Annotated in this window: 14 protein-coding genes; 2 read left to right on the top strand and 12 right to left on the bottom strand. The window is 30.7% G+C overall.

Annotated elements, in window-relative coordinates; genetic code table 11:
• Window positions 1-2: 2 nt before the first annotated feature.
• The 12 genes from ABJG40_RS08890 to ABJG40_RS08835 form a co-directional block, all read right to left on the bottom strand.
• Window positions 3-3,164 (bottom strand): S41 family peptidase, encoded by a 3,162-nt coding sequence (locus ABJG40_RS08890; RefSeq protein WP_348024236.1) that lies wholly within the window; start codon window positions 3,162-3,164, stop codon window positions 3-5.
• 88 nt (window positions 3,165-3,252) lie between these two features.
• Window positions 3,253-4,020, bottom strand: a complete 768-nt coding sequence (gene trpA / locus ABJG40_RS08885; protein ID WP_348024235.1) for a tryptophan synthase subunit alpha — start codon at window positions 4,018-4,020, stop codon at window positions 3,253-3,255.
• 92 nt (window positions 4,021-4,112) lie between these two features.
• The gene (gene trpB, locus ABJG40_RS08880) at window positions 4,113-5,297 is read right to left on the bottom strand and encodes a tryptophan synthase subunit beta (RefSeq protein WP_348024234.1); all 1,185 of its coding nucleotides are present in this window, start codon (window positions 5,295-5,297) and stop codon (window positions 4,113-4,115) included.
• Window positions 5,298-5,354: 57 nt separating this feature from the next.
• A complete protein-coding gene (locus ABJG40_RS08875) occupies window positions 5,355-6,062 on the bottom strand; it encodes a phosphoribosylanthranilate isomerase (RefSeq protein WP_348024233.1) in 708 nt (235 codons plus the stop codon).
• A 1-nt stretch (window position 6,063) separates the two neighbouring features.
• Window positions 6,064-6,852 carry an indole-3-glycerol phosphate synthase TrpC gene (trpC, locus tag ABJG40_RS08870; RefSeq protein ID WP_348024232.1) on the bottom strand — a complete coding sequence of 263 codons (789 nt, stop codon included), beginning with the start codon at window positions 6,850-6,852 and terminating at the stop codon, window positions 6,064-6,066.
• A 269-nt stretch (window positions 6,853-7,121) separates the two neighbouring features.
• Window positions 7,122-8,111 carry an anthranilate phosphoribosyltransferase gene (gene trpD / locus ABJG40_RS08865; RefSeq protein ID WP_348024231.1) on the bottom strand — a complete coding sequence of 330 codons (990 nt, stop codon included), beginning with the start codon at window positions 8,109-8,111 and terminating at the stop codon, window positions 7,122-7,124.
• 92 nt (window positions 8,112-8,203) lie between these two features.
• Window positions 8,204-8,779 (bottom strand): aminodeoxychorismate/anthranilate synthase component II, encoded by a 576-nt coding sequence (locus tag ABJG40_RS08860; RefSeq protein ID WP_348024230.1) that lies wholly within the window; start codon window positions 8,777-8,779, stop codon window positions 8,204-8,206.
• 85 nt (window positions 8,780-8,864) lie between these two features.
• Window positions 8,865-10,256 (bottom strand): anthranilate synthase component I family protein, encoded by a 1,392-nt coding sequence (locus ABJG40_RS08855; protein ID WP_348024229.1) that lies wholly within the window; start codon window positions 10,254-10,256, stop codon window positions 8,865-8,867.
• A 224-nt stretch (window positions 10,257-10,480) separates the two neighbouring features.
• Entirely contained in the window at window positions 10,481-13,810 is a 3,330-nt protein-coding gene (gatB/aspS, locus tag ABJG40_RS08850) for a bifunctional amidotransferase subunit GatB/aspartate--tRNA ligase AspS (protein WP_348024228.1), read from the bottom strand.
• Window positions 13,810-15,210 (bottom strand): amidase family protein, encoded by a 1,401-nt coding sequence (locus tag ABJG40_RS08845; RefSeq protein ID WP_348024227.1) that lies wholly within the window; start codon window positions 15,208-15,210, stop codon window positions 13,810-13,812. The genes gatB/aspS and ABJG40_RS08845 overlap by 1 nt, the downstream gene beginning before the upstream one ends.
• A gap of 1 nt (window position 15,211) precedes the next feature.
• Entirely contained in the window at window positions 15,212-15,481 is a 270-nt protein-coding gene (locus tag ABJG40_RS08840; protein ID WP_348024226.1) for a hypothetical protein, read from the bottom strand.
• A 274-nt stretch (window positions 15,482-15,755) separates the two neighbouring features.
• Window positions 15,756-17,024 carry a porin gene (locus ABJG40_RS08835; RefSeq protein ID WP_348024225.1) on the bottom strand — a complete coding sequence of 423 codons (1,269 nt, stop codon included), beginning with the start codon at window positions 17,022-17,024 and terminating at the stop codon, window positions 15,756-15,758.
• A 382-nt stretch (window positions 17,025-17,406) separates the two neighbouring features.
• Between ABJG40_RS08835 and gyrB the strand changes: the two genes are divergently transcribed.
• Both gyrB and ABJG40_RS08825 read left to right on the top strand, forming a co-directional pair.
• Entirely contained in the window at window positions 17,407-19,344 is a 1,938-nt protein-coding gene (gene gyrB, locus ABJG40_RS08830) for a DNA topoisomerase (ATP-hydrolyzing) subunit B (RefSeq protein ID WP_348024224.1), read from the top strand.
• Window positions 19,345-19,530: 186 nt separating this feature from the next.
• On the top strand, window positions 19,531-20,142 hold a 612-nt coding region (locus ABJG40_RS08825; protein ID WP_348024223.1), incomplete at its 3' end, for a DUF6588 family protein.

Here is a 20,142-nt window from a genome sequence, read left to right as displayed (position 1 = left end):
TTCTATTTTATATCATTTAATAAAACTTCAACCGCCTTTTTAAGTTGATCATCTTCTCCTCTATCTCCCCAACCTGGAGTATTTTTAATCAAATAATCTGGAACAGCTGGTGCTTCATTCTCCATGTTTTCACCTGTTTTTGCTGTATACCAAGCTCTAAAAGGCATTCTAACATATCCATTTGTTAAACCATAACCTCCCGTAGAAATTACTGCCCCAAAAGTTGGCTGACCAACTAACTTACCTAATCCAAAGTTTTTATACGCGTGCGAAAAAATTTCTGCATTAGAATAACTATTTTCATTACATAATGCAATAGTTGGCTTTGTATTTACAGATAAAATAGCACGTTCATTAAAAGGATAATGTTTAGTAAACTTTTTATTTTCTTTTTGTAAATTCTTTGCAGCTCCTCTTGGAACAGTATATGCATGTTGATACACATTTAAAACTGCCATTAAACGATCTGTAGTCCAACCACCGCCATTATACCTAACATCTATAACAATACCTTCTTTACCATAACCGCTCGCTTTTAACTCACGCTCAAAACTTTCAAAACTAGGCTCATTCATACTTTGAATGTGAATATACCCTAATTTTCCTTTAGAGAATTTTTCTACTAATTTTTTTCTTGAATTTACCCAAGCTTGGTATTGTAAAGTTCTTAAACTACCAGATGTTCTAACAATAATCTCTTTACCATTACTTAAAGTTAATAGTATTTCGTCTCCACTTGTGTTTTTTAATGCACTATAAAAATTTGTATTCTTAGTTATTTTTGTGTTGTTTACCTGAGCAATTACTTCTCCTTTTTTAATACTAACGTTAGATTTATCTGCAACAGAATTTTCTAATACATAAACAACCTCAGCACCTTTTGATGTATTTTTCACTTCTAAACCTAAAAGACCTATTTGATCACTATTAGTTCTTTCTGGTGCTCCTGCTCTATACCCCATATGACTAGCATTTAATTGACCAAGTAAAGTATTAAACACAAAAGAATAATCTTGAGCTGTACTTGCTTTTAATGCTAATGGCTGGTATTTTTTTACTAAACCACTCCAATCATATCCATGAAAATTAGGATCATAAAACCCCATTGTTAAAACCCTTGTGCCTTCTTCATACATTTGAGCGTTTACAGCAGAAAAATCAGTTGTATATTTTGCTGAATGAGACATAGAAGTAACTCTATCTGTTTTAGGGTTTAACTCATTTAACCTACCTCTAGAAGTAAAATAAAATTTACCATTTATCTCTGAAAAACCACTAATTCTTGAAGTTCCTTTTATTTCTTTTGGACTTCCTCCAGTTAATTTTACTTTGTAAAAACTTCTACTATTAGTTGCTGGATTTGTAGCTGAATAATAAACGTATTTATTATCAGGACTAAATGTTCCTCCAAATTCATCATCAGGCAACCTTGTTAACCTAACTAATCTATCATAAATTTTATCTTTATCAATACTAACCTTTACTATTTTTTTATTCTTTGATTTTTTTTCTGATTTTAGTTTATAATAATCTCCATTTTCACGTTCAGATCTTGTTTTTTCCCAATCTTCTTTTTTTAACCAAATCATCCAAATATCATAATCTACACCACCTCTATTTCCACTCCTATTAGAAGCAAAAGAAAGCATTTTACCGTCTGAACTCCAAGAAGGTGAACGATCGCTTCTAGGATGCATAGAAACATTTAATTTTTCTTTTGGATTATCTACTGATTGAATAAAAATTTCACTATCAAAATCTAAGTCTTGTTGTGAATATGCTAGATACTTGCTATCTGGACTCCAACTTACTCCTGATGGAGCAGACCATCCTTCAGAAAAAGGAACAATATTTGTAATTTTTCCTTTCTTATAATCTGCAACCATTAAATTACCACGTCCAACTTGATAAGATATTTTTTTATGATCTGGAGAAACCAACAAATTATAAACATCTTCTTTACTTTTGGTTAATTTTTTTGTTTCAATTTTTAAACTTCTTTCTAAACCAACTAAAGTATCTTTAGATGTTGAAACATAAATTTCATTATGTCCGTCTCTATCTGAAATAAATAACACTTCTTTGTCACTTATCCACTGTGGATTTCTATCTCTAAAAGGATGATTACTTACATTTTTGGTGTTCTTTTTATCTTTATTATTTTCTTTAACAAAAATCTCACCTTTAATTTCCAATGCTGCCAACTTACCATTTGGAGAAATATCAAAAGTTGAAACATCACTTGTTGTTGTTTCAGTTTCTTCTAGTTCAAAACGATAATCTGAAGCTAAATTTATTTTTAACTTATTTGCTTTTCCATTTTTTAACAAATACACATTAAATAATGTAGAATATAGAATTGTTCCATCATTACTAACAGAAAAAGAAACTACACCATTTTTTGTTTGGCTTGTTATTTTTTTTGGTGCTCCATTTTTAGTTCCATTTACTGAAATAGATTGTCTGTAAATATTATACCTACCACTTTCAGCTCCTATATAATACAAGTTTCCTTGTGCATCCCAAACTGGAGAATGATCATTCTTATTTGTATCTGTAATCTGTATGTATTTATTGAATTTTTTATTAAAAATCCATATATCTCTTTGTGCAGAACCTGTGTAATCTTCTCTAGAAACCTTACAAGCACCTTTAACATATGCTATAAAATTTCCATTTGGAGATACTGTAGCCATTTCCCCTAAAGCAGTAATTGTTCTTTCTGGAGTTCCTCCTTTTGCGTTTACATGATAAGTCTGTTTATCCCATTCTGGGCCTTTCATTACTCTATTTGTAGTAAATATAATATTGTTTTCTTTGGTCCAATCATAAGGTGTATCTCCTGTTGGATAATAAGTAATTTGGTTAGGAATACCTCCTATTTTTGCAACTGTAAAAACATTATTAGCTCCTTTTCTGTTAGATGAAAAGGCCAATTGAGTTCCTCTTGTATTCCAAATAGGATTACTTTCATATGCTTCATGGACAGTAACTCTGTTAGATTTTTTTGTATTTAGATTATACACCCAAATATCACCTTGATAAGAAAATGCCACTTCATTACCATTTGGACTTAGATTTGGTGTTCTAATTAATGAGGTTTGTGCTAAAACAAATGAGATATTGCATAGCATCAAATAGATAAAAATAGTTTTTTTAATCATGTTTAGTTTTGTTTAAGTAAACAAAACTAAACTTTATATTAAATCAGAAACTAAAACTAAAATACTTTAAGAAAACTTTATATTTTCCTTAACTAATTATAGGTTTAATAAAATTGTGAATTTCATCAATTCCATTGGTGCCTAAATTTTTTATAAAAGCAGAACCAATTATAGTTCCGTTTGCATAGTTACAAGCAGTTGCAAAAGTTTTCTTATCAGAAATACCAAAACCTATAATTAAATTACTTTGTAAATTCATACTTTTAATTCTTTCGAAATATGTAACTTGATTATTAGAAATATCACCTTTTGCACCAGTAATAGACGCAGAAGCTACAACATAAATAAAAGCTTTTGAATAAGAATCTATCTTTCTAATTCTTTCATCAGATGTATGAGGTGTAATTAAAAACACACTTGTCAGACCGTATTTTTCAAACAAGTTTTTATAATGATTTTCAAATTCTACCATTGGTAAATCAGGAAGAATTAATGTATCAATTCCACAATCTACTACTTTTTGACAAAATTTATCCTCACCATATTTAAGCATCTGATTTAAATATCCCATTAAAACTAAAGGAGTTTTGTTGGTTTCTTTAATTGATAATAATTGCTCAAAAATAATATCTAAGTTAACTCCGTTTTCTAAAGCTTGCTGACTACTATCTTGTATTGTTGGTCCATCTGCTAATGGATCTGAATAAGGCAAACCAACTTCAATAAAATCTACACCATTTTTTTCTAATTCTGAAATCACTTTAGTTGTGTCATCCAATTGTGGATATCCACAAGTAAAATAAATAGATAATAAATTTTTATCTTTTTTCTGAAATAACTTTTCGATTGAATTCATAATTATTTATTGTCTGTTCGAGCGCAGTCGAGAACTGTTTATTAAATTGCCATAACCTTTCGACTGCGCTCAAGGTGACAATTTTAAAAAAATTAGTCTTCTAAATGTTTAATAAATGTACTTAGATCTTTATCTCCTCTACCAGATAAATTAACAACTACAACTTGGTCTTTTTTGAAATCTATTTTTGGTAAAACTGCCAAGGCGTGTGCACTTTCTAAAGCAGGAATAATTCCTTCAATCTTCGTTAACTCATAAGCAGCTGTTAATGCTTCTTTATCAGTTGCATCCATAAATTTTGCTCTTTTAGAATCGAATAAATAAGCATGCAAAGGACCAACTCCAGGATAATCTAAACCAGCAGAAATAGAATATGGCTCAACTATTTGACCATATTCATCTTGCATTAAAATGGTTTTAGAACCATGAATAATTCCTACTTCTCCCAATTGAGAAGTTGCTGCACTTTCACCAGAATTTACTCCTAAACCAGATGCTTCTACTGCAATTAACTCGACTTCTTCATCATCCATATAGTGATAAAAAGCACCAGCAGCATTAGAACCTCCACCAACACACGCAATAATTGTATCCGGATTTTCTTTTCCTGTTTTCTCTTTTAACTGCCATTTCATTTCTTCTGAAATGACCGCCTGTAAACGTGCCACCATATCTGGATAAGGATGAGGACCAACAACAGAACCTATTAAATAAAAAGTTTCTGGATGCTGAATCCAATAACGTATCGCTTCGTTTGTAGCGTCTTTTAAGGTTCTACTTCCGCTTAAAGCTGGCACAACTTTGGCTCCCAACATTTTCATTCGAGCAACATTTGGTGCTTGACGTTCAATGTCTTTTTCGCCCATAAAAACAGTACATTCTAACCCCATTAATGCACAAACTGTTGCTGTTGCCACTCCATGCTGCCCTGCACCAGTTTCTGCTATAATCCTCGTTTTACCTAACTTTTTAGCTACTAAAATCTGTCCAATGGTATTGTTTACTTTATGTGCTCCAGTATGATTTAAATCCTCACGTTTTAAGTAAATAAAAGCACCGTACTTTTCAGACAAACGTTTTGCCAAATACAATGGGCTTGGGCGACCTACATAATCTTTTAATAAAGATTTGTACTCTTCCTGAAACTCATCAGATTCTAAAATCTGAATATAATTATCTTCTAATTCTTTCACATTAGGATATAACAATTCTGGAATGAATGCTCCTCCAAATTGTCCGTAATAACCATTTTTGTCTGGGTGAAATTTTGATTTCATATTTTATAATATTCTGTCATTGCTAGGAACGAAGCAATCTCTTAATTAATAAGTAGATTACTTCACTACGTTCGTAATGACATTCTTTTTAAACTCTTTTAATTCTTCTATCTTCTTAACTCCTGGTTTACTCTCAAACTTACTATTTACATCTAAAACGTAAATCGGTAAATTAGATCTCATTATTTTTTTAACTTCCTCAACATCTTCTAATCCGATTCCACCACTTAGAAAGAATGGTTTCTCAAAAGGATATTTTTCTAAAACAGACCAATCAAACTTAGTTCCGTTTCCTCCTCTTTCTTTACCTTTTGTATCAAACAAAAAGTAATCCACAACTTCTAAATAAGGTTTTAAAACATCAAAATTGAATTCGTTTTTTATTCCGAATACTTTAATGATTTCAACTTCATTTTTAGAAATATAATGTTGATTTTTCTTCTTTTTTATCGTCTTATTTTCTTCAATAAATAAAGCTCTATTTTCTGCTAGTTGTTTTTTTAAATTGATAACATAATCAACAGATTCGTCTCCATGTAATTGAATAGCATCTAATCGATATTCTTCAACCAAAGAAATTACAATCTCAATATATTCGTTTACAAAAACACCTGTTTTTTTTATTGAATTTGAAAAATCTGGAATGATTCCTTCAAAATTTCGTTTTGATTTTTCGTAGAAAATAAATCCCAAATAATCTGGTTGTAATTCAGCAACTTGCTGAATATTTTCTACATATTTCATTCCGCAGACTTTCAGTTTCATATTATCTAATTTGATTGATAAAATCTAGACAAGCTTCTCCTGGGTTTTCTGTTTTCATAAAATTTTCTCCAATTAAGAAACCTTGAAAACCAAATTCTTTTAATCCTGTTATTATTTTTGGATCAGAAATTCCACTTTCAGAAACTTTTAAACATGTATCAGGAATTTGACCTGCTAATTTTATAGAATGTTCTAAATCAACTTCAAAAGTCTTTAAATTACGATTGTTAATTCCGATAATTTTATTGTCTAAATCGTTAATTTTATCTAAATCTTCTTGTGTATGCACTTCGTATAAAACTTCTAAACCTAAATCTGTTGCTAAGTTTCCGTAGTTTTTTAATTCTGTTGATGTTAAGCAAGAGGCAATTAATAAAATTACATCTGCACCAATCGCTTTTGCTTCTACAATTTGAAATCCATCAACAACAAAATCTTTTCTTAAAATTGGTTTTTGTTGATTAATGATTCTTGCTTCCATTAAATCTGCCATGGTTCCTCCAAAAAATGAAGTATCTGTTAAAATAGATTGCGCAGCAACATTTGCATCTAAATAACCATTTGTAACGTCTGCAATTGTTGCTTTGTCATTAATGATTCCTTTTGAAGGTGATTGACGTTTGTATTCTGCAATAATTCCTGTAGAACCAACTTCTAACAAAGATTTTTTTAATGAAAAAGTTTCTCTTCCAAAACTTGGACTTTTAACTAAGTTTTGAACAGGAACTTCTGCTTTAATCTTAGCAATTTCCTTCTTTTTAAATGCGATTATTTTATCTAAAATTGTCATTTTTTTTATACTAATTTGTCATTTCGACTTTATGGAGAAATCTCAAAATTATGAACGAGAGATTTTTCGACTTCATTCCATTTCGTTCGAGGTGACATTATTTACTATTTTTTTTATTTCTGTACTTTAAGAAAAAATAAATTATAATTCCCACTAACAGACCAATTAACGTTTGTTTTATAACCTCTTTTGTTTGCAAACCAACTGCTGCACCCATTATTAAAAAACCAGGTATAATTAGAATTATATTTTTTTTCTTTTTTGTCATCTTAAAGACTTACTAATTTTTCTAATGTTTGTTTTGCTTTCAATCCAAAAAGTGACTCTTTTGCTTCATTAAAAGCAACCTCAAAAGGTTTTGTTTCATCAACAATAGTTAAAGCAAAAGCAGCATTTGTTAATACCACATTATTTTGTGCTTCAGTTCCTTGCCCTTCTAAAATAGATTTGAAAATTTTTGCTGCATCTGCAACAGAACTTCCTCCAAAAATTTCTGATTGCTGAATTCTTTTTTGTCCTAAATCTTCAGGATTTATAATTTGTTCTCCGCTCTTCGTAAAGAATTTAAATCCGCTTGTTAATGAAATTTCATCATAACCATCTAATGCGTGAATAATACCATAATTGATGTTTTCTTCTTGTAAAATGTAATTATACAAACGTGCAACTTCTAAATTAAAAGTACCTAACATATGGTTTTTTGGTGAACTTGGGTTTACCAAAGGGCCTAACATATTAAAAAACGTTTTTAATGCTAACGCTTTTCTTGTTGGACTTACAGCTTTCATTGCTGGATGAAATTTTGGAGCGTGTAAAAAGCAAATATTTGCTTTCTCTAAATGTTCTCTTAAAATACTTTCATCATTGGTGAAATTGTAACCAAAACTTTCAAGCATATCTGAAGAACCAGACTGAGAAGACACAGAATAATTACCGTGTTTTGCTACTTTTTGTCCTGTTCCTGCAACTATAAATGATGTTAAAGTTGAGATGTTAAACGTATCTTTTCCATCACCACCAGTTCCAACAATATCAATGGTATTATAATCTGATAAATCTACTTTTATAGATAGTTCTTTTAACGCATCTCTAAATCCTGAAAGTTCATCAGCAGTAATCGGACGCATCATAAAAACCGTCATAAATGATGCTAAATGTGCATCATTGTATTTTTCTGCAGCAATATCTTTTAAGATTTGTGTTGCTTCAGATTTTGACAATCTTTCGTGATTATATAATTTGTTTAAAATTGCTTTCATTTATGCTGAATTTATTTCAGTTTTTTGTCAGTTCGAGCGCAGTCGAGAACTAAATTAACCTCTCGACTGCGCTAGAGGAGACATTTTATATTCTATGAATTTGCATTGATAAAATTAGTAACCAATTGCTCACCAACATCTGTTAAAATAGATTCTGGATGAAACTGAACTGCAGAAATTGGAAATATCTTATGCTCAATTGCTTGAATTAATCCATCTTCATCTCTTGCTGTAACTTCAATTTCTTCTGGGAAACCTTCATCTGTAGCAGCCCAAGAATGATAACGTGCTGCTAAAAATGTTTCTGGAACATCTTTAAAGATAGTCGCATTTGCATCTGTTACTTTCATTTCTGTGGCAACTCCATGAAAAACCTCATCTAAATTGATAATTGTTCCTCCAAAAATTTCTGTAATTGCTTGTAAACCTAAACATACTCCAAAAATTGGTTTTATGCCTGCATAGGTTTTAATTACTTCTTTTAAGATTCCTGCTTCATCTGGAATTCCTGGTCCTGGAGATAACATAATCATGTCGTAATTTCCTACGTCTGCAATACTGATTTCATCGTTTCTAAAAACTGCAGGAAATTTTCCTGTAATTTTCTCAACCATGTGTACCAAATTATAGGTAAACGAATCGTAATTATCTAAAATTAATATTTTCATAATTCTCAATTTGCGTTAGGGATTGAAACGGCATCCTTTTTTCTTTTTCTGAAAAAAGATATAGTGGAAAGCCTGTTAAAACGCCCTAAATATTTTCTGCTAAAATCAACGCTTTTTTTAACGCTGCTAACTTATTATTTACTTCTTGTAATTCTTTTTCTTCGTCTGAATGAATTACAATTCCTGCTCCTGCTTGGTAATACAAAACGTTGTTTTTACTCACAAAAGAACGAATGGCAATCGCTAAATTTACAGAACCATCTAAACCTATAATACCAACTGCACCTCCATAAAATCCACGAGATTGATTCTCATAGGTATCAATTAATTGCATTGCTTTATATTTTGGTGCTCCACTTAATGTTCCTGCAGGAAAAGTATCTCCAACAATTTCTATTGGATTTCCTTTTAACTGACCTGAAACCGTAGAAACTAAATGAATTACGTGACTAAAATATTGCACTTCTTTAAACACTTCTACTTCTACATTATCTGCGTGTTTACTTAAATCGTTTCTTGCTAAATCTACTAACATTACATGTTCTGCAGTTTCTTTTTTATCTGCTGATAATTTTTTACCTAACAAAATGTCTTTTGCCATATCACCAGTTCTCCTAAAAGTACCAGCAATTGGATTGATGGTTGCTTTACCTGCAGAAATTTTAATTTGTGCTTCTGGTGAAGACCCCATTAATTTAAAAGATCCATAATCGAAATAAAATAAATAAGGTGATGGATTTATTGAACGTAATGCTCTATACACATTAAATTCATCTCCTTGAAATTTCTGTTGAAATTGGCGTGATAAAACGAGTTGAAAAACATCTCCTCTTTTACAATGAGATTTTGCTTTCTTAACATATTCTATAAATTCTTCTCCTTTAATATTAGAAGTTTCATCGCCAACAATTTCAAAATCTTGTGTATTAAATGCTTGAGCATCAATAATGGTTTGAATTTCTTTTATACGAGAATCAGTTCCTTCTTCAATGTTTTCAATCAAAGTCATTTCATCATTAAAATGATTGATAGCAATAATGAATCTGTAAAAACTGTACTGCATTAATGGAATTGCAGACGGAGCTTCAGCTACACTTAATTCAATATTTTCAAAATACTGAACAGAATCATAAGTTGTGTAACCATACAAACCATTGAATGATTTTAATTCTGCAGGACAATCTAAATCTATTGCTTGACTATAACTTTCGAAAATCGAATTAAAATTTCTTCCTATTTTCTGATTTTCTAACTCAACTCCTTTATGAGAAAAACTTAAATGATGATTTTCTGCTTTTATAGAAACTACAGGATCAATCGCAATAAAAGAGAAACTTTCGTCTTTACTATGATAATCTGAACTCTCTAACAACAAAGTATTAGCGTATTTATCTCTAAAACGTAAATACAGCCCTACAGGTGTAACTGTATCTGCCATTTTCGTTTTATGTATTGTTTTAAATTGTATTTTTTTCATTTTATGCTTAACTTGTTTCAGTATCTATTGATTTTGGTACTTGAAAAAAGAACCAAAAAAAAGGCTTATCGTGAGATAAGCCTTTTTTGTTATGTTATATACATATAGGTTTTTTCTCACTTATTTATTAAGAGAGTTCCACCACCATGTATTGTTTAAAATATTCTTCATTGATGGAACAAAAATAACATAGATTTTTGATTAGACAAACTTTATCTTAAAAATTATCTCATAATTTTTACATTCATCTCTTCAACTTTCTTATCAGATAGAATAGATGGTGCATTAAATAATAAATCTTCTGATGAACCTGTTTTAGGAAAAGCCATTACTTCTCTAATAGAAGCTTTCTTTTCTAAAATCATCATTAAACGATCTACTCCCCATGCAATTCCTCCATGAGGTGGTGCTCCATATTGAAACGCTTTGTACATGGTTCCAACACTTTTCATCATTTCCTCTTTATTGTAACCCATATTTTTATAGGTTGCTTCTAAAATTTCTGCTTTGTGTGCACGGACAGAACCTCCACCAATTTCATAACCATTTAAGATTAAATCGTATTGTTGCGCGATGATAGTTCCGATTTCTTCTCCTTCTCCAGTCATGTGTTTTTCTAAATCATACACTGCTGGCATAGAAAAAGGATTGTGTGTAAACGTCCATCTTCCTTCATCCGTTTTTTCAAACATCGGGAAATCTACAACCCAAGCAGGTCTTAATTCCTTAGGATTTATCAACTTTAATAAACGTCCCATTTCTTGACGAACAGCATCTAATGCTTTGTTTGCTGTTGCGTAATCTGCTGCAGAGAAAAATACAATATCTCCTATTTGAGCATCTGTAGCTTTTATAATATTTGCTGCAATTTCTTCACCTAAAAACTTAATAATTGGTGATTGTAAATCGTTTTCATTTACAATAATATACGCCAAACCACCCAAACCATTTTGCTGTGCAATAGCCGTTAAGTTTTCTATCTGACCTTTAGACATTCTTTTGTTCCCTTGTTCTTCTGCAGAAACTTTAATACATTTTACAATTCCGCCTTCTTCAATCGGTTTGCTAAAAACTTGAAAAGTAGTATCTTTTACAATGTTTGTAATATCTTGCATTTCTAAACCATAACGTAAATCTGGTCTATCACAACCATATTTATCCATCGCTTCTTTATACGTAATTACTTCAAACGGACGTAAAATCCATTTTTTACCATAAATTTTCTTTACAACTTCATTAAACATTTTGGTATTTAAATCGATAATCTGTTGCATACTTGCGTACGCCATTTCAATATCTAATTGTGTAAATTCTGGTTGTCTATCTCCACGAGAATCTTCATCTCTAAAACAACGAGCTATTTGAAAATACTTTTCAAATCCACCAACCATCAACATTTGTTTAAATTGTTGTGGTGCTTGTGGCAATGTGTAAAAAGAACCTGCTTGTTTTCTTGTTGGCACAATAAATTCTCTTGCTCCTTCATCTGTACCAGCAGTTAAAATAGGTGTTTCTATTTCTAAGAATTCTTCTTCATCTAAAATATCACGCAATAATTTAATGACTCTATGACGGTTTACAATTGCTTTACGAACCTCATCGTTTCTGTGATCTAAAAACTTGTATTGAAAACGAGTAGTTTCATTCGTTTTCATGGCTCTTTTTATTTCAAAAGGCAATGTTTTAGATAGGTTTAAAATTTCTAAAGCTGATGTTTCTAATTCTAACTTACCCGTTCTTAAACCTGCATTATAATCATCTTCATTTCTTTGTACCACAATACCAGTAACCATAATTACCGTTTCTGGTTTTAGTTTTACCAATTCATCTAAATTCGGGAAAGTTTCTCTACTTAAACGTACTTGAAATACTTGATTACTTGAATCTCTTAAATCGATAAAAATTAATTCTCCGTGATCTCTAACACTAGAAACCCAACCAGACAAAGTAACTTCTTCGTTAATTGTATCTTCTGATAATTGAGATATTTTATGAGTTCTATATTCTTCTTTTATGATAATAGGGATTTCTGGAAGCGTTTCTTCATCTTTATCCTCAGATTTCTTGCTACTTACTTCGTTCTTATTACTTGAAACATCAGATTTTACACTTACTGTATCACCTTTAAGGTTATCTAAAATTTCTTGTCTAATAACCTTTCCTGAAGCTCCTTTTCCAATAATTCCAATTACTTTACCAACAAGAATTCCTGCTTTACCTTGGTTTCCTCCTTTAATATCATTTGCAATTGCTTCATTTTCTACAATTACTTTTAAAACAGCATCCTTAATTTTATCCTCTGATATTGTATTCTCTTCAAAGTATTTATTATAGTCGAAATTTCTATCTTTTAAGTAAGATGTAATTCCGTTTTGAACTAAAACAGATGTAATTTTATCATCTTTAAATAATTGGAAAATTTCAATTAATTGCGCTACACTATGAATATTTTCATACTCATCTGCTCCCAAATTATTTACTAAAGTTTTAGCAACAAAAGAAGGATCTTTAATGGCATTATTAATTTCTACGAATGTTTTAGAGCGTAAAGCATCAGCAGTAAAAAACTTTGCATCTTGAGGTAAAACACCACCTTTTATCAAAATAGATTCTACTGCAAAAGGTAAAGAACTAACATCTACATCTATACTTTCTACAACTTGTTTAATATTTACAAGTGGTAAATCTGGTTCAGAAATAAAGCGATAATCTGCTTCAAATTCCTTTTTACGCATTGTTTTGGTTTGCTTTAAGTCAGCATCCCATAAAACCGTTGTTTGATCTGGTCTAAACGCGTTATTTTCTATATAATAGTTTAATTGCTTTTCAATTTCTTCCTTTAAAGCATCTACCATAAACTTAAACGAGTTCAAGTTTTTAATTTCTGTTCTTGGGTTTAAATCATACGTGTGATTTTTACGAAGCGACACAGAAACATCCGATTTAAACTCTCCTTTTTCAAGATTTGCTTCAGATATTTTTAAATTCTGAACAATTCTCTGAATATATTGTGCATATGTTGATGCATCTTCTATATGACGAATACAAGGATCTGTTACAATTTCAATTAAAGGAACACCTGCTTTATTAAAATCGACTAAAGAAACTTTCTTTTCATGCATTAATTTTGCAGCGTCTTCTTCAATATGAACTTGTGTTAAACTAACTGTAAATTGAGAACCATCATTTCTATAACAAGAAACTTGTCCGTCTGGAATTACAGGATTATGAAACTGTGTAATTTGAATATTCTTAGGATTATCTGGATACTCATAATGCTTTCTATCCCAAGAAATCACTTCATTATTAAAAGTAGATTTTACTGCTTTACCAAAATAAATAGCTTTGGTAATTGCTTCTTTATTAATAGATGGTAAAACTCCCATTTGACCTGTACAAACAGAACAAATATTTTGATTTGGTTCTTCTACTTCTTGATTTGCACAAGAACAGAATAACTTAGTTTTTGTATTTAATCGAACGTGTGTTTCTAAACCGATTACTAACTCTAAATCGTGCTTTTCTATAAGCTCATTTAATTGTTCCAATTCCATTATATCGTATCTTTTAAGAAGTTAGCAAACTTCAAAACAAGTTCGTCATTATTTTTTGCTGCGGTAATTTGTAATCCTGTTGCAGTTCCTTGTGGTACTGTTAACGTTGGTAATTGCCCTAAACTAAAACCAACCGTATAAGCGTCTGACAAGTACATTGCCAACGGATCTTTTAAACTATCACCAATTTTTGGTGGTGCTTGTGGTGTAACTGGTGATAAAATAATAGCTACTTCTTTAAAATCTTTTTCAAAATTCTCAGAAATCTGATCTCTTAAATTCAGTCCTTTTAAATAAATTTCATCAGAAAAACCTTGTGATAACACTTGATTTCCACCAACAATTCTACGTTTTGTTTCTTCAGAAAAATTATCAGAACGTGTAATTGAATACGTATCTTTTAAATTATCGCCTTCTATTCTATTTCCGTAATTTGTACCATCTAATCTAGATAAATTTGATGCCGTTTCTGCCATTGCCAAAGTATAATAGGTAGAAACTAAAGTATCAGACTCAAAGAAATCTAATTCTTTTACCTCAATTCCTTTGGCTTTAATTTTTTCTATTGATGCTAAAAAATTGGCTTTTATATCTGCATCAATTGCATCATTTTCTATAAAGTTTTTAAAATAACCAACGGTTTTTATTTCATCAGCATTTAAAACAGCTTCTTTTAAAATTGTTTCTGATTTGTATGTAGTTTGGTCTTTTACATCTTTACCACTCATCACATTTAAAACAATTCTAATATCTTCTATGGATTTTGCGATAGGTCCAACACAATCTGTAGATGATGCGTATGCCATAATTCCGTAACGAGAAATTCTTCCGTAAGTAGGTTTTAATCCGTAGACATTATTGTAACCTGCAGGTTGACGAATAGAACCTCCTGTATCTCCACCAATTGAAAAAACCGTATAATCTTTGGCAACATTTACTGCAGAACCTCCACTAGAACCTCCACCAACTAAAGTTGGGTTCACTGCATTTTTTACAGCTCCAAAAATGGTATTTTCTGATGATGACCCGTGTCCAAAAGAATCGCAATTTTCTTTTACTAACGGAATAGCACCTGCATCTAACAATTTTTGAATGGCAGTTGCAGTATAAGACGATTTGTATTTTTTTAACAAATCTGAACTAGCTGTTGTATAAGTTCCTTGTACCATGTACACATCTTTTATTCCAAACGGAATTCCTTCTAACAAACCAATTTCTTCTCCGTTTGCAATTTTAGCATCAACCTTTTGGGCTAATTCTAAAGCTTGTCTACCTAAAAGTGAATTAACAGTATTATGTGTATTCTGCTTTAATAACTCTAATTTTTCTTGCACTAATTGTGTACAAGAAATTTCTTTGTTCACCAATTGTTGATGAATTTTATGTATTTGCGACTCCATATTATTCTTCTATCACTTTAGAAACAACTAAAAATCCGTTTTTTTCTTTCGGAAAATTTTCTTTGATGATATCCTTTTCTATTTGCGGACTATCAATCACAATATCTTCTCTTAAATCATCTAAAGACACAGCATTGTTATGATTTATATTAAAAGAGTTATTATTTGATGTATTTGCATTTTTAATTACATCAAACAACTTACTTACAGTTTCAGACTCTTTTGCTCCTTTAATACTCGACAGAACGTCGACTGTCATCATTTTACTCATCTTTTCGATTTTTAAATTAAAAAAGCCTTCCGAATTCGGAAGGCTTTATATATTTCTAAACAACAACCTTCCTTCCCTAAAAATTAGGATTATTGAAATTACGATTGTTATTATTGTTTGTCATTTTTGATTTAATGCTGACAAATATAGATAGAATATCTCTTTTAAAAACTTCTTTTTTAAGTTTTTATATATAGTTAATGGATTCTTAAAAAATGAACTATAAATGTATGAATACATTAAAATAACGAAATCTATGTATAGTTTATTAAATTTACTTCAAAGATATTTGATATTGTATAACAAACATTCCTTTAGAATTTTTCTGTTTTATAGTTGTTGCATCAAAAATAGGTCTGTGTTGATACCCTAAACTTAATTTTCTTCCATGCTTACCATCCATTAAAAAGTTAACTGTAAAATCATAAACAGTCATTTGTTCATTTAGAGCATCCCAATTAGAACTTTGAATTGCAAAATTAGGTTGTATAACCATTGGATAACTTAAAAACTTAGATTTTTTAAAAGCATAACCAAATTGAGTATACCAAGTTGTACCAGTACCAATCATTGGAAAAGCAACTCCAGCACCGTTAAAATCAGACCCTCCTCCAGAAGTAGGGTTGTTAGCACCTACATTTCTAATATAATCTTTACCAAAATCATAATCATAAAAACCTAAATATGCAGTAATTGCAGCTTCATTGCTTAAAGGTAAGTTTAAAAATGAGTCTACAGCCCAATGCTTCATGTCATATACATTAGTTGCTGCTAACAAAGCATCACCATCACTCATTGCTTTTTCTTGAAACTGAAATCCTGCTCCAATATTAAAAACTTTTTTATCTTGAACATAAGTACCTGTTTGGTATGCAGACTTATTTGATTCATGATCAAAAATTTGATATTTTACGTATGAAGAAGTTTTAATTCTTGGCATATTATTAGCAAAATCAACTTTACCAGATGGCACACTAGTCACAGCAATTGGTCTTCCAAAACTAATTCTATAATCAATCTTTCCAACTTGTCCTTTTACCCAAACACCTAAAATTCTACCTATTTCATCTGCTTTATTAACAGTATTTAATGCAAAAATAGGTGAATCTAATCCCATTAAAGTTTTATTAGAACGAACATTCCATCTATTTAAACCCTGCCATCCAGATTTACCAATTCCAATTTCAAAAGCTTCATTAAAAGCATATTCTGCATATAAATCTAAAATTCTCATTGGAAAATTCTTCGACTTAAAATTATAGTTATTCCCACCAATAATAGAATAAAAATATAATTTTGGAGTTAACTGAGAAGTAACAGGAATTCTTAATCTTCTTATAGAAACATCTGAATAACCACTTGCAGACTCTCCATTAATTAAAGACCCTTCGTTTAATTCTGAATAGCGCATCCAAATCTGTGCTCTAACATTCCACTTTATTGTAGGTTTAAATTCTGTTTTTTCTTGTGCATTTACAAATATTGATGACAATAAAACTATAGCTACCAAAAACTTTTTCATGTTACTCTGTACTAATTTCATTTTAATCTTATTCTTAAATTAACCACAAAACTATGATGTTAATATTTTGTATAAAGTGACAAACATCATATTTAAACAAATATTCTTCTTTTCTACTAAATCGTTTACTTATTTGACTTAATTTGAATTTTTGAAACAAAATCTAAAACCCAAATTAAGTCAAATAAGCCACTTTAATCAATAACCAAATAATTAGTCACATAATTTAACTCCAAATCGTTTTTAAAACTCATTTTAACGCGTTTAAGCCACTTTAATAATTATGAACAATTTTCACTTTTATTAACAAAACAGATTTAAAACCTATGTTTTTAACTATATTTGATAGGTTGTATTTTATACAATTTACCAATGATAATTTCAGAAATATAATACATATATAATGAGCGAAGAAAACAAAAATAATTATGATGCTTCCAGTATTCAGGCACTGGAAGGTATGGAGCACGTAAGAATGCGTCCATCAATGTATATTGGAGATGTTGGCGTACGTGGTTTACATCATTTAGTATATGAAGTTGTAGATAACTCTATTGATGAAGCAATGGGTGGTTATTGTGATACGATTGAAGTTACCATTAACGAAGATAATTCTATTACAACTAAAGATAATGGTCGTGGAATTCCAGTTGGAATACACAAAAAAGAAGGTGTTTCTGCACTACAAGTTGTAATGACAAAAATTGGTGCTGGTGGTAAGTTTGACAAAGACTCTTATAAAGTATCAGGTGGTTTACATGGTGTTGGTGTTTCTTGTGTAAACGCATTATCTGACCATTTAACTGCAACAGTACACAAAGAAGGAAAAGTTTGGCAACAAGAATACGCTAAAGGAAAAACTCTATACCCAGTAAAAACAATTGGAGATACCGATTTTACAGGTACTATTGTAACTTTTTTACCAGACAAATCTATTTTTGCTCAAACTACAGAATACAATTATGAAACGCTAGCAACTCGTATGCGAGAATTGGCGTATTTAAACAAAGGTATCACCATCACTTTAACAGATAAAAGAGCTACTGATGATGAAGGGAACTTTATTTCAGAAACTTTTCATAGTGATGAAGGTTTGCCAGAATTTATAAAATACTTAGATTCTACTAGAGAGCAATTAACAGCTACAGTAATTTCTATGGAGGGTGAAAAGAATGGTATTCCTGTAGAAGTTGCTATGGTATACAATACTTCATATTCAGAAAACTTACACTCTTATGTGAACAATATAAACACACATGAAGGAGGAACTCACTTATCTGGTTTTAGAAGAGGTTTAACTCATACCTTAAAGAAATATGCAGACGAATCTGGATTACTTAAAAATGTAAAATTTGAGATTGCTGGTGATGATTTTCGTGAAGGATTAACAGCTATTGTATCTGTAAAAGTTGGTGAACCACAATTTGAAGGTCAAACTAAAACCAAACTAGGTAACAGAGAGGTTTCTTCTGCAGTATCTCAGGCAGTATCAGAAATGTTAACTGACTATTTAGAAGAGAATCCTAATGACGCAAAAACAATTGTTCAAAAAGTAATTTTAGCAGCAACAGCAAGACATGCAGCACGTAAAGCCAGAGAAATGGTACAACGTAAAACTGTAATGTCTATTGGTGGTTTACCTGGTAAATTATCTGACTGTTCTGAAACTGACCCTGCTCAATGTGAAATTTTCTTAGTTGAGGGTGATTCTGCAGGTGGAACAGCTAAACAAGGTAGAGATAGAAACTTTCAAGCCATTTTACCACTTCGTGGGAAAATTTTGAATGTAGAAAAAGCAATGCAACATAAAGTTTTTGAAAACGAAGAAATCAAAAACATGTTTACAGCTTTAGGTGTTTCTATAGGTACAGAAGAAGATCCAAGAGCTTTAAATTTATCAAAAATTCGATATCATAAAGTAGTTATTATGTGTGATGCCGATGTTGATGGATCTCATATTGCTACCTTAATATTAACATTCTTCTTTAGATACATGAGAGAAATGGTTGAGCAAGGTTATATTTACATTGCTACACCACCTCTTTATTTAGTTAAAAAAGGACAAAAAAGAGAATATGCTTGGGATGATAACCAACGTGATTTAATTGCTCAAAAACTGGGTGGATCTGTTAATATTCAAAGATATAAAGGTCTTGGAGAAATGAATGCAGAACAACTTTGGGACACCACAATGAATCCTGAGTTTAGAACCTTACGTAAAGTTGTTATAGACAATGCTACTGAAGCAGATAGAGTGTTTTCTATGTTAATGGGAGATGAAGTTCCTCCTCGTAGAGATTTCATAGAACGTAATGCTAAATATGCTAATATTGATGCTTAACAAATTACCTTATTAATATACTACTAAAAAACTCAACAATGTTGAGTTTTTTTTTGCAGAAAAGTCATTTATTTTTTAGCTTATTAATAAAATAATAACTGAACCTTAGTTATTTTAACATATTTTTATATATTAGCTCGTATTAAAACCAAAACACTAAACAAATATTAACTAAACATTATACAAATGAAAAAGTATTTTATAATTTTTATAGGTGTATTCACCTTATCATTTAACACAAATGCACAAGAAGGTTTTGAAGCTATTCTTTTAGCTGATGCAGCAGATTCTGAAAAACTTATGGAAGCTTACTTTGCACCTGGTATGGAGGGCTTTATAAATGCAATGAATAACGGATGGTATCACACAGCAAAAGTTCATAAAACTTTTGGATTTGATTTAGCAATAGGGCTTAGTGGAGCAGCAATACCATCAGAAAAAGAGTTATTTAATATCTCTGCATTAGGTTTAACCTCTGTAAGCTCCTCGTCTACAACTGCTTCAACTTTTGCAGGACCAGCAAATACAACATCTATGACTGTAAAAACAGAAATTGACGGTCAAGATGTAAGTGCTACATTTAATTCTCCTGGAGGAGTCTTAGCTGACTTGCCTGCTAAAGCTGTTCCTGCACCAATCGTTCAACTAAGTGTTGGATTACCTTTTAAATTAGAAGGAATGTTAAGATTTGTTCCTGAAACTAATATTGGAGAAGATGATGGCTCTGTAAAAATGTTAGGTTTAGGACTTAAAAAAGAAATTACAAACTGGTTTGGACCACTAGACAAAACTCCTTTA

Origin of the sequence: Polaribacter sp., from assembly GCF_039939415.1 — a bacterium.
Taxonomy (GTDB): domain Bacteria; phylum Bacteroidota; class Bacteroidia; order Flavobacteriales; family Flavobacteriaceae; genus Polaribacter.
Note: the sequence above shows the minus strand (reverse complement) of the source record. Positions and strands in the feature narration are given on the sequence as shown.

Excerpts from the sequence above, each read along its gene's own strand:
- trpA (WP_348024235.1), bottom strand. The coding sequence starts at position 4,020 with ATGAATTCAATCGAAAAGTTATTTCAGAAAAAAGATAAAAATTTATTA.
- ABJG40_RS08835 (WP_348024225.1), bottom strand. The coding sequence starts at position 17,024 with ATGAAATTAGTACAGAGTAACATGAAAAAGTTTTTGGTAGCTATAGTT.
- trpC (WP_348024232.1), bottom strand. The coding sequence starts at position 6,852 with ATGACAATTTTAGATAAAATAATCGCATTTAAAAAGAAGGAAATTGCT.
- trpD (WP_348024231.1), bottom strand. The coding sequence starts at position 8,111 with ATGAAAGCAATTTTAAACAAATTATATAATCACGAAAGATTGTCAAAA.
- trpB (WP_348024234.1), bottom strand. The coding sequence starts at position 5,297 with ATGAAATCAAAATTTCACCCAGACAAAAATGGTTATTACGGACAATTT.
- ABJG40_RS08840 (WP_348024226.1), bottom strand. The coding sequence starts at position 15,481 with ATGAGTAAAATGATGACAGTCGACGTTCTGTCGAGTATTAAAGGAGCA.
- ABJG40_RS08855 (WP_348024229.1), bottom strand. The coding sequence starts at position 10,256 with ATGAAAAAAATACAATTTAAAACAATACATAAAACGAAAATGGCAGAT.
- ABJG40_RS08845 (WP_348024227.1), bottom strand. The coding sequence starts at position 15,210 with ATGGAGTCGCAAATACATAAAATTCATCAACAATTGGTGAACAAAGAA.
- ABJG40_RS08890 (WP_348024236.1), bottom strand. The coding sequence starts at position 3,164 with ATGATTAAAAAAACTATTTTTATCTATTTGATGCTATGCAATATCTCA.
- ABJG40_RS08860 (WP_348024230.1), bottom strand. The coding sequence starts at position 8,779 with ATGAAAATATTAATTTTAGATAATTACGATTCGTTTACCTATAATTTG.
- gyrB (WP_348024224.1), top strand. The coding sequence starts at position 17,407 with ATGAGCGAAGAAAACAAAAATAATTATGATGCTTCCAGTATTCAGGCA.
- gatB/aspS (WP_348024228.1), bottom strand. The coding sequence starts at position 13,810 with ATGGAATTGGAACAATTAAATGAGCTTATAGAAAAGCACGATTTAGAG.
- ABJG40_RS08875 (WP_348024233.1), bottom strand. The coding sequence starts at position 6,062 with ATGAAACTGAAAGTCTGCGGAATGAAATATGTAGAAAATATTCAGCAA.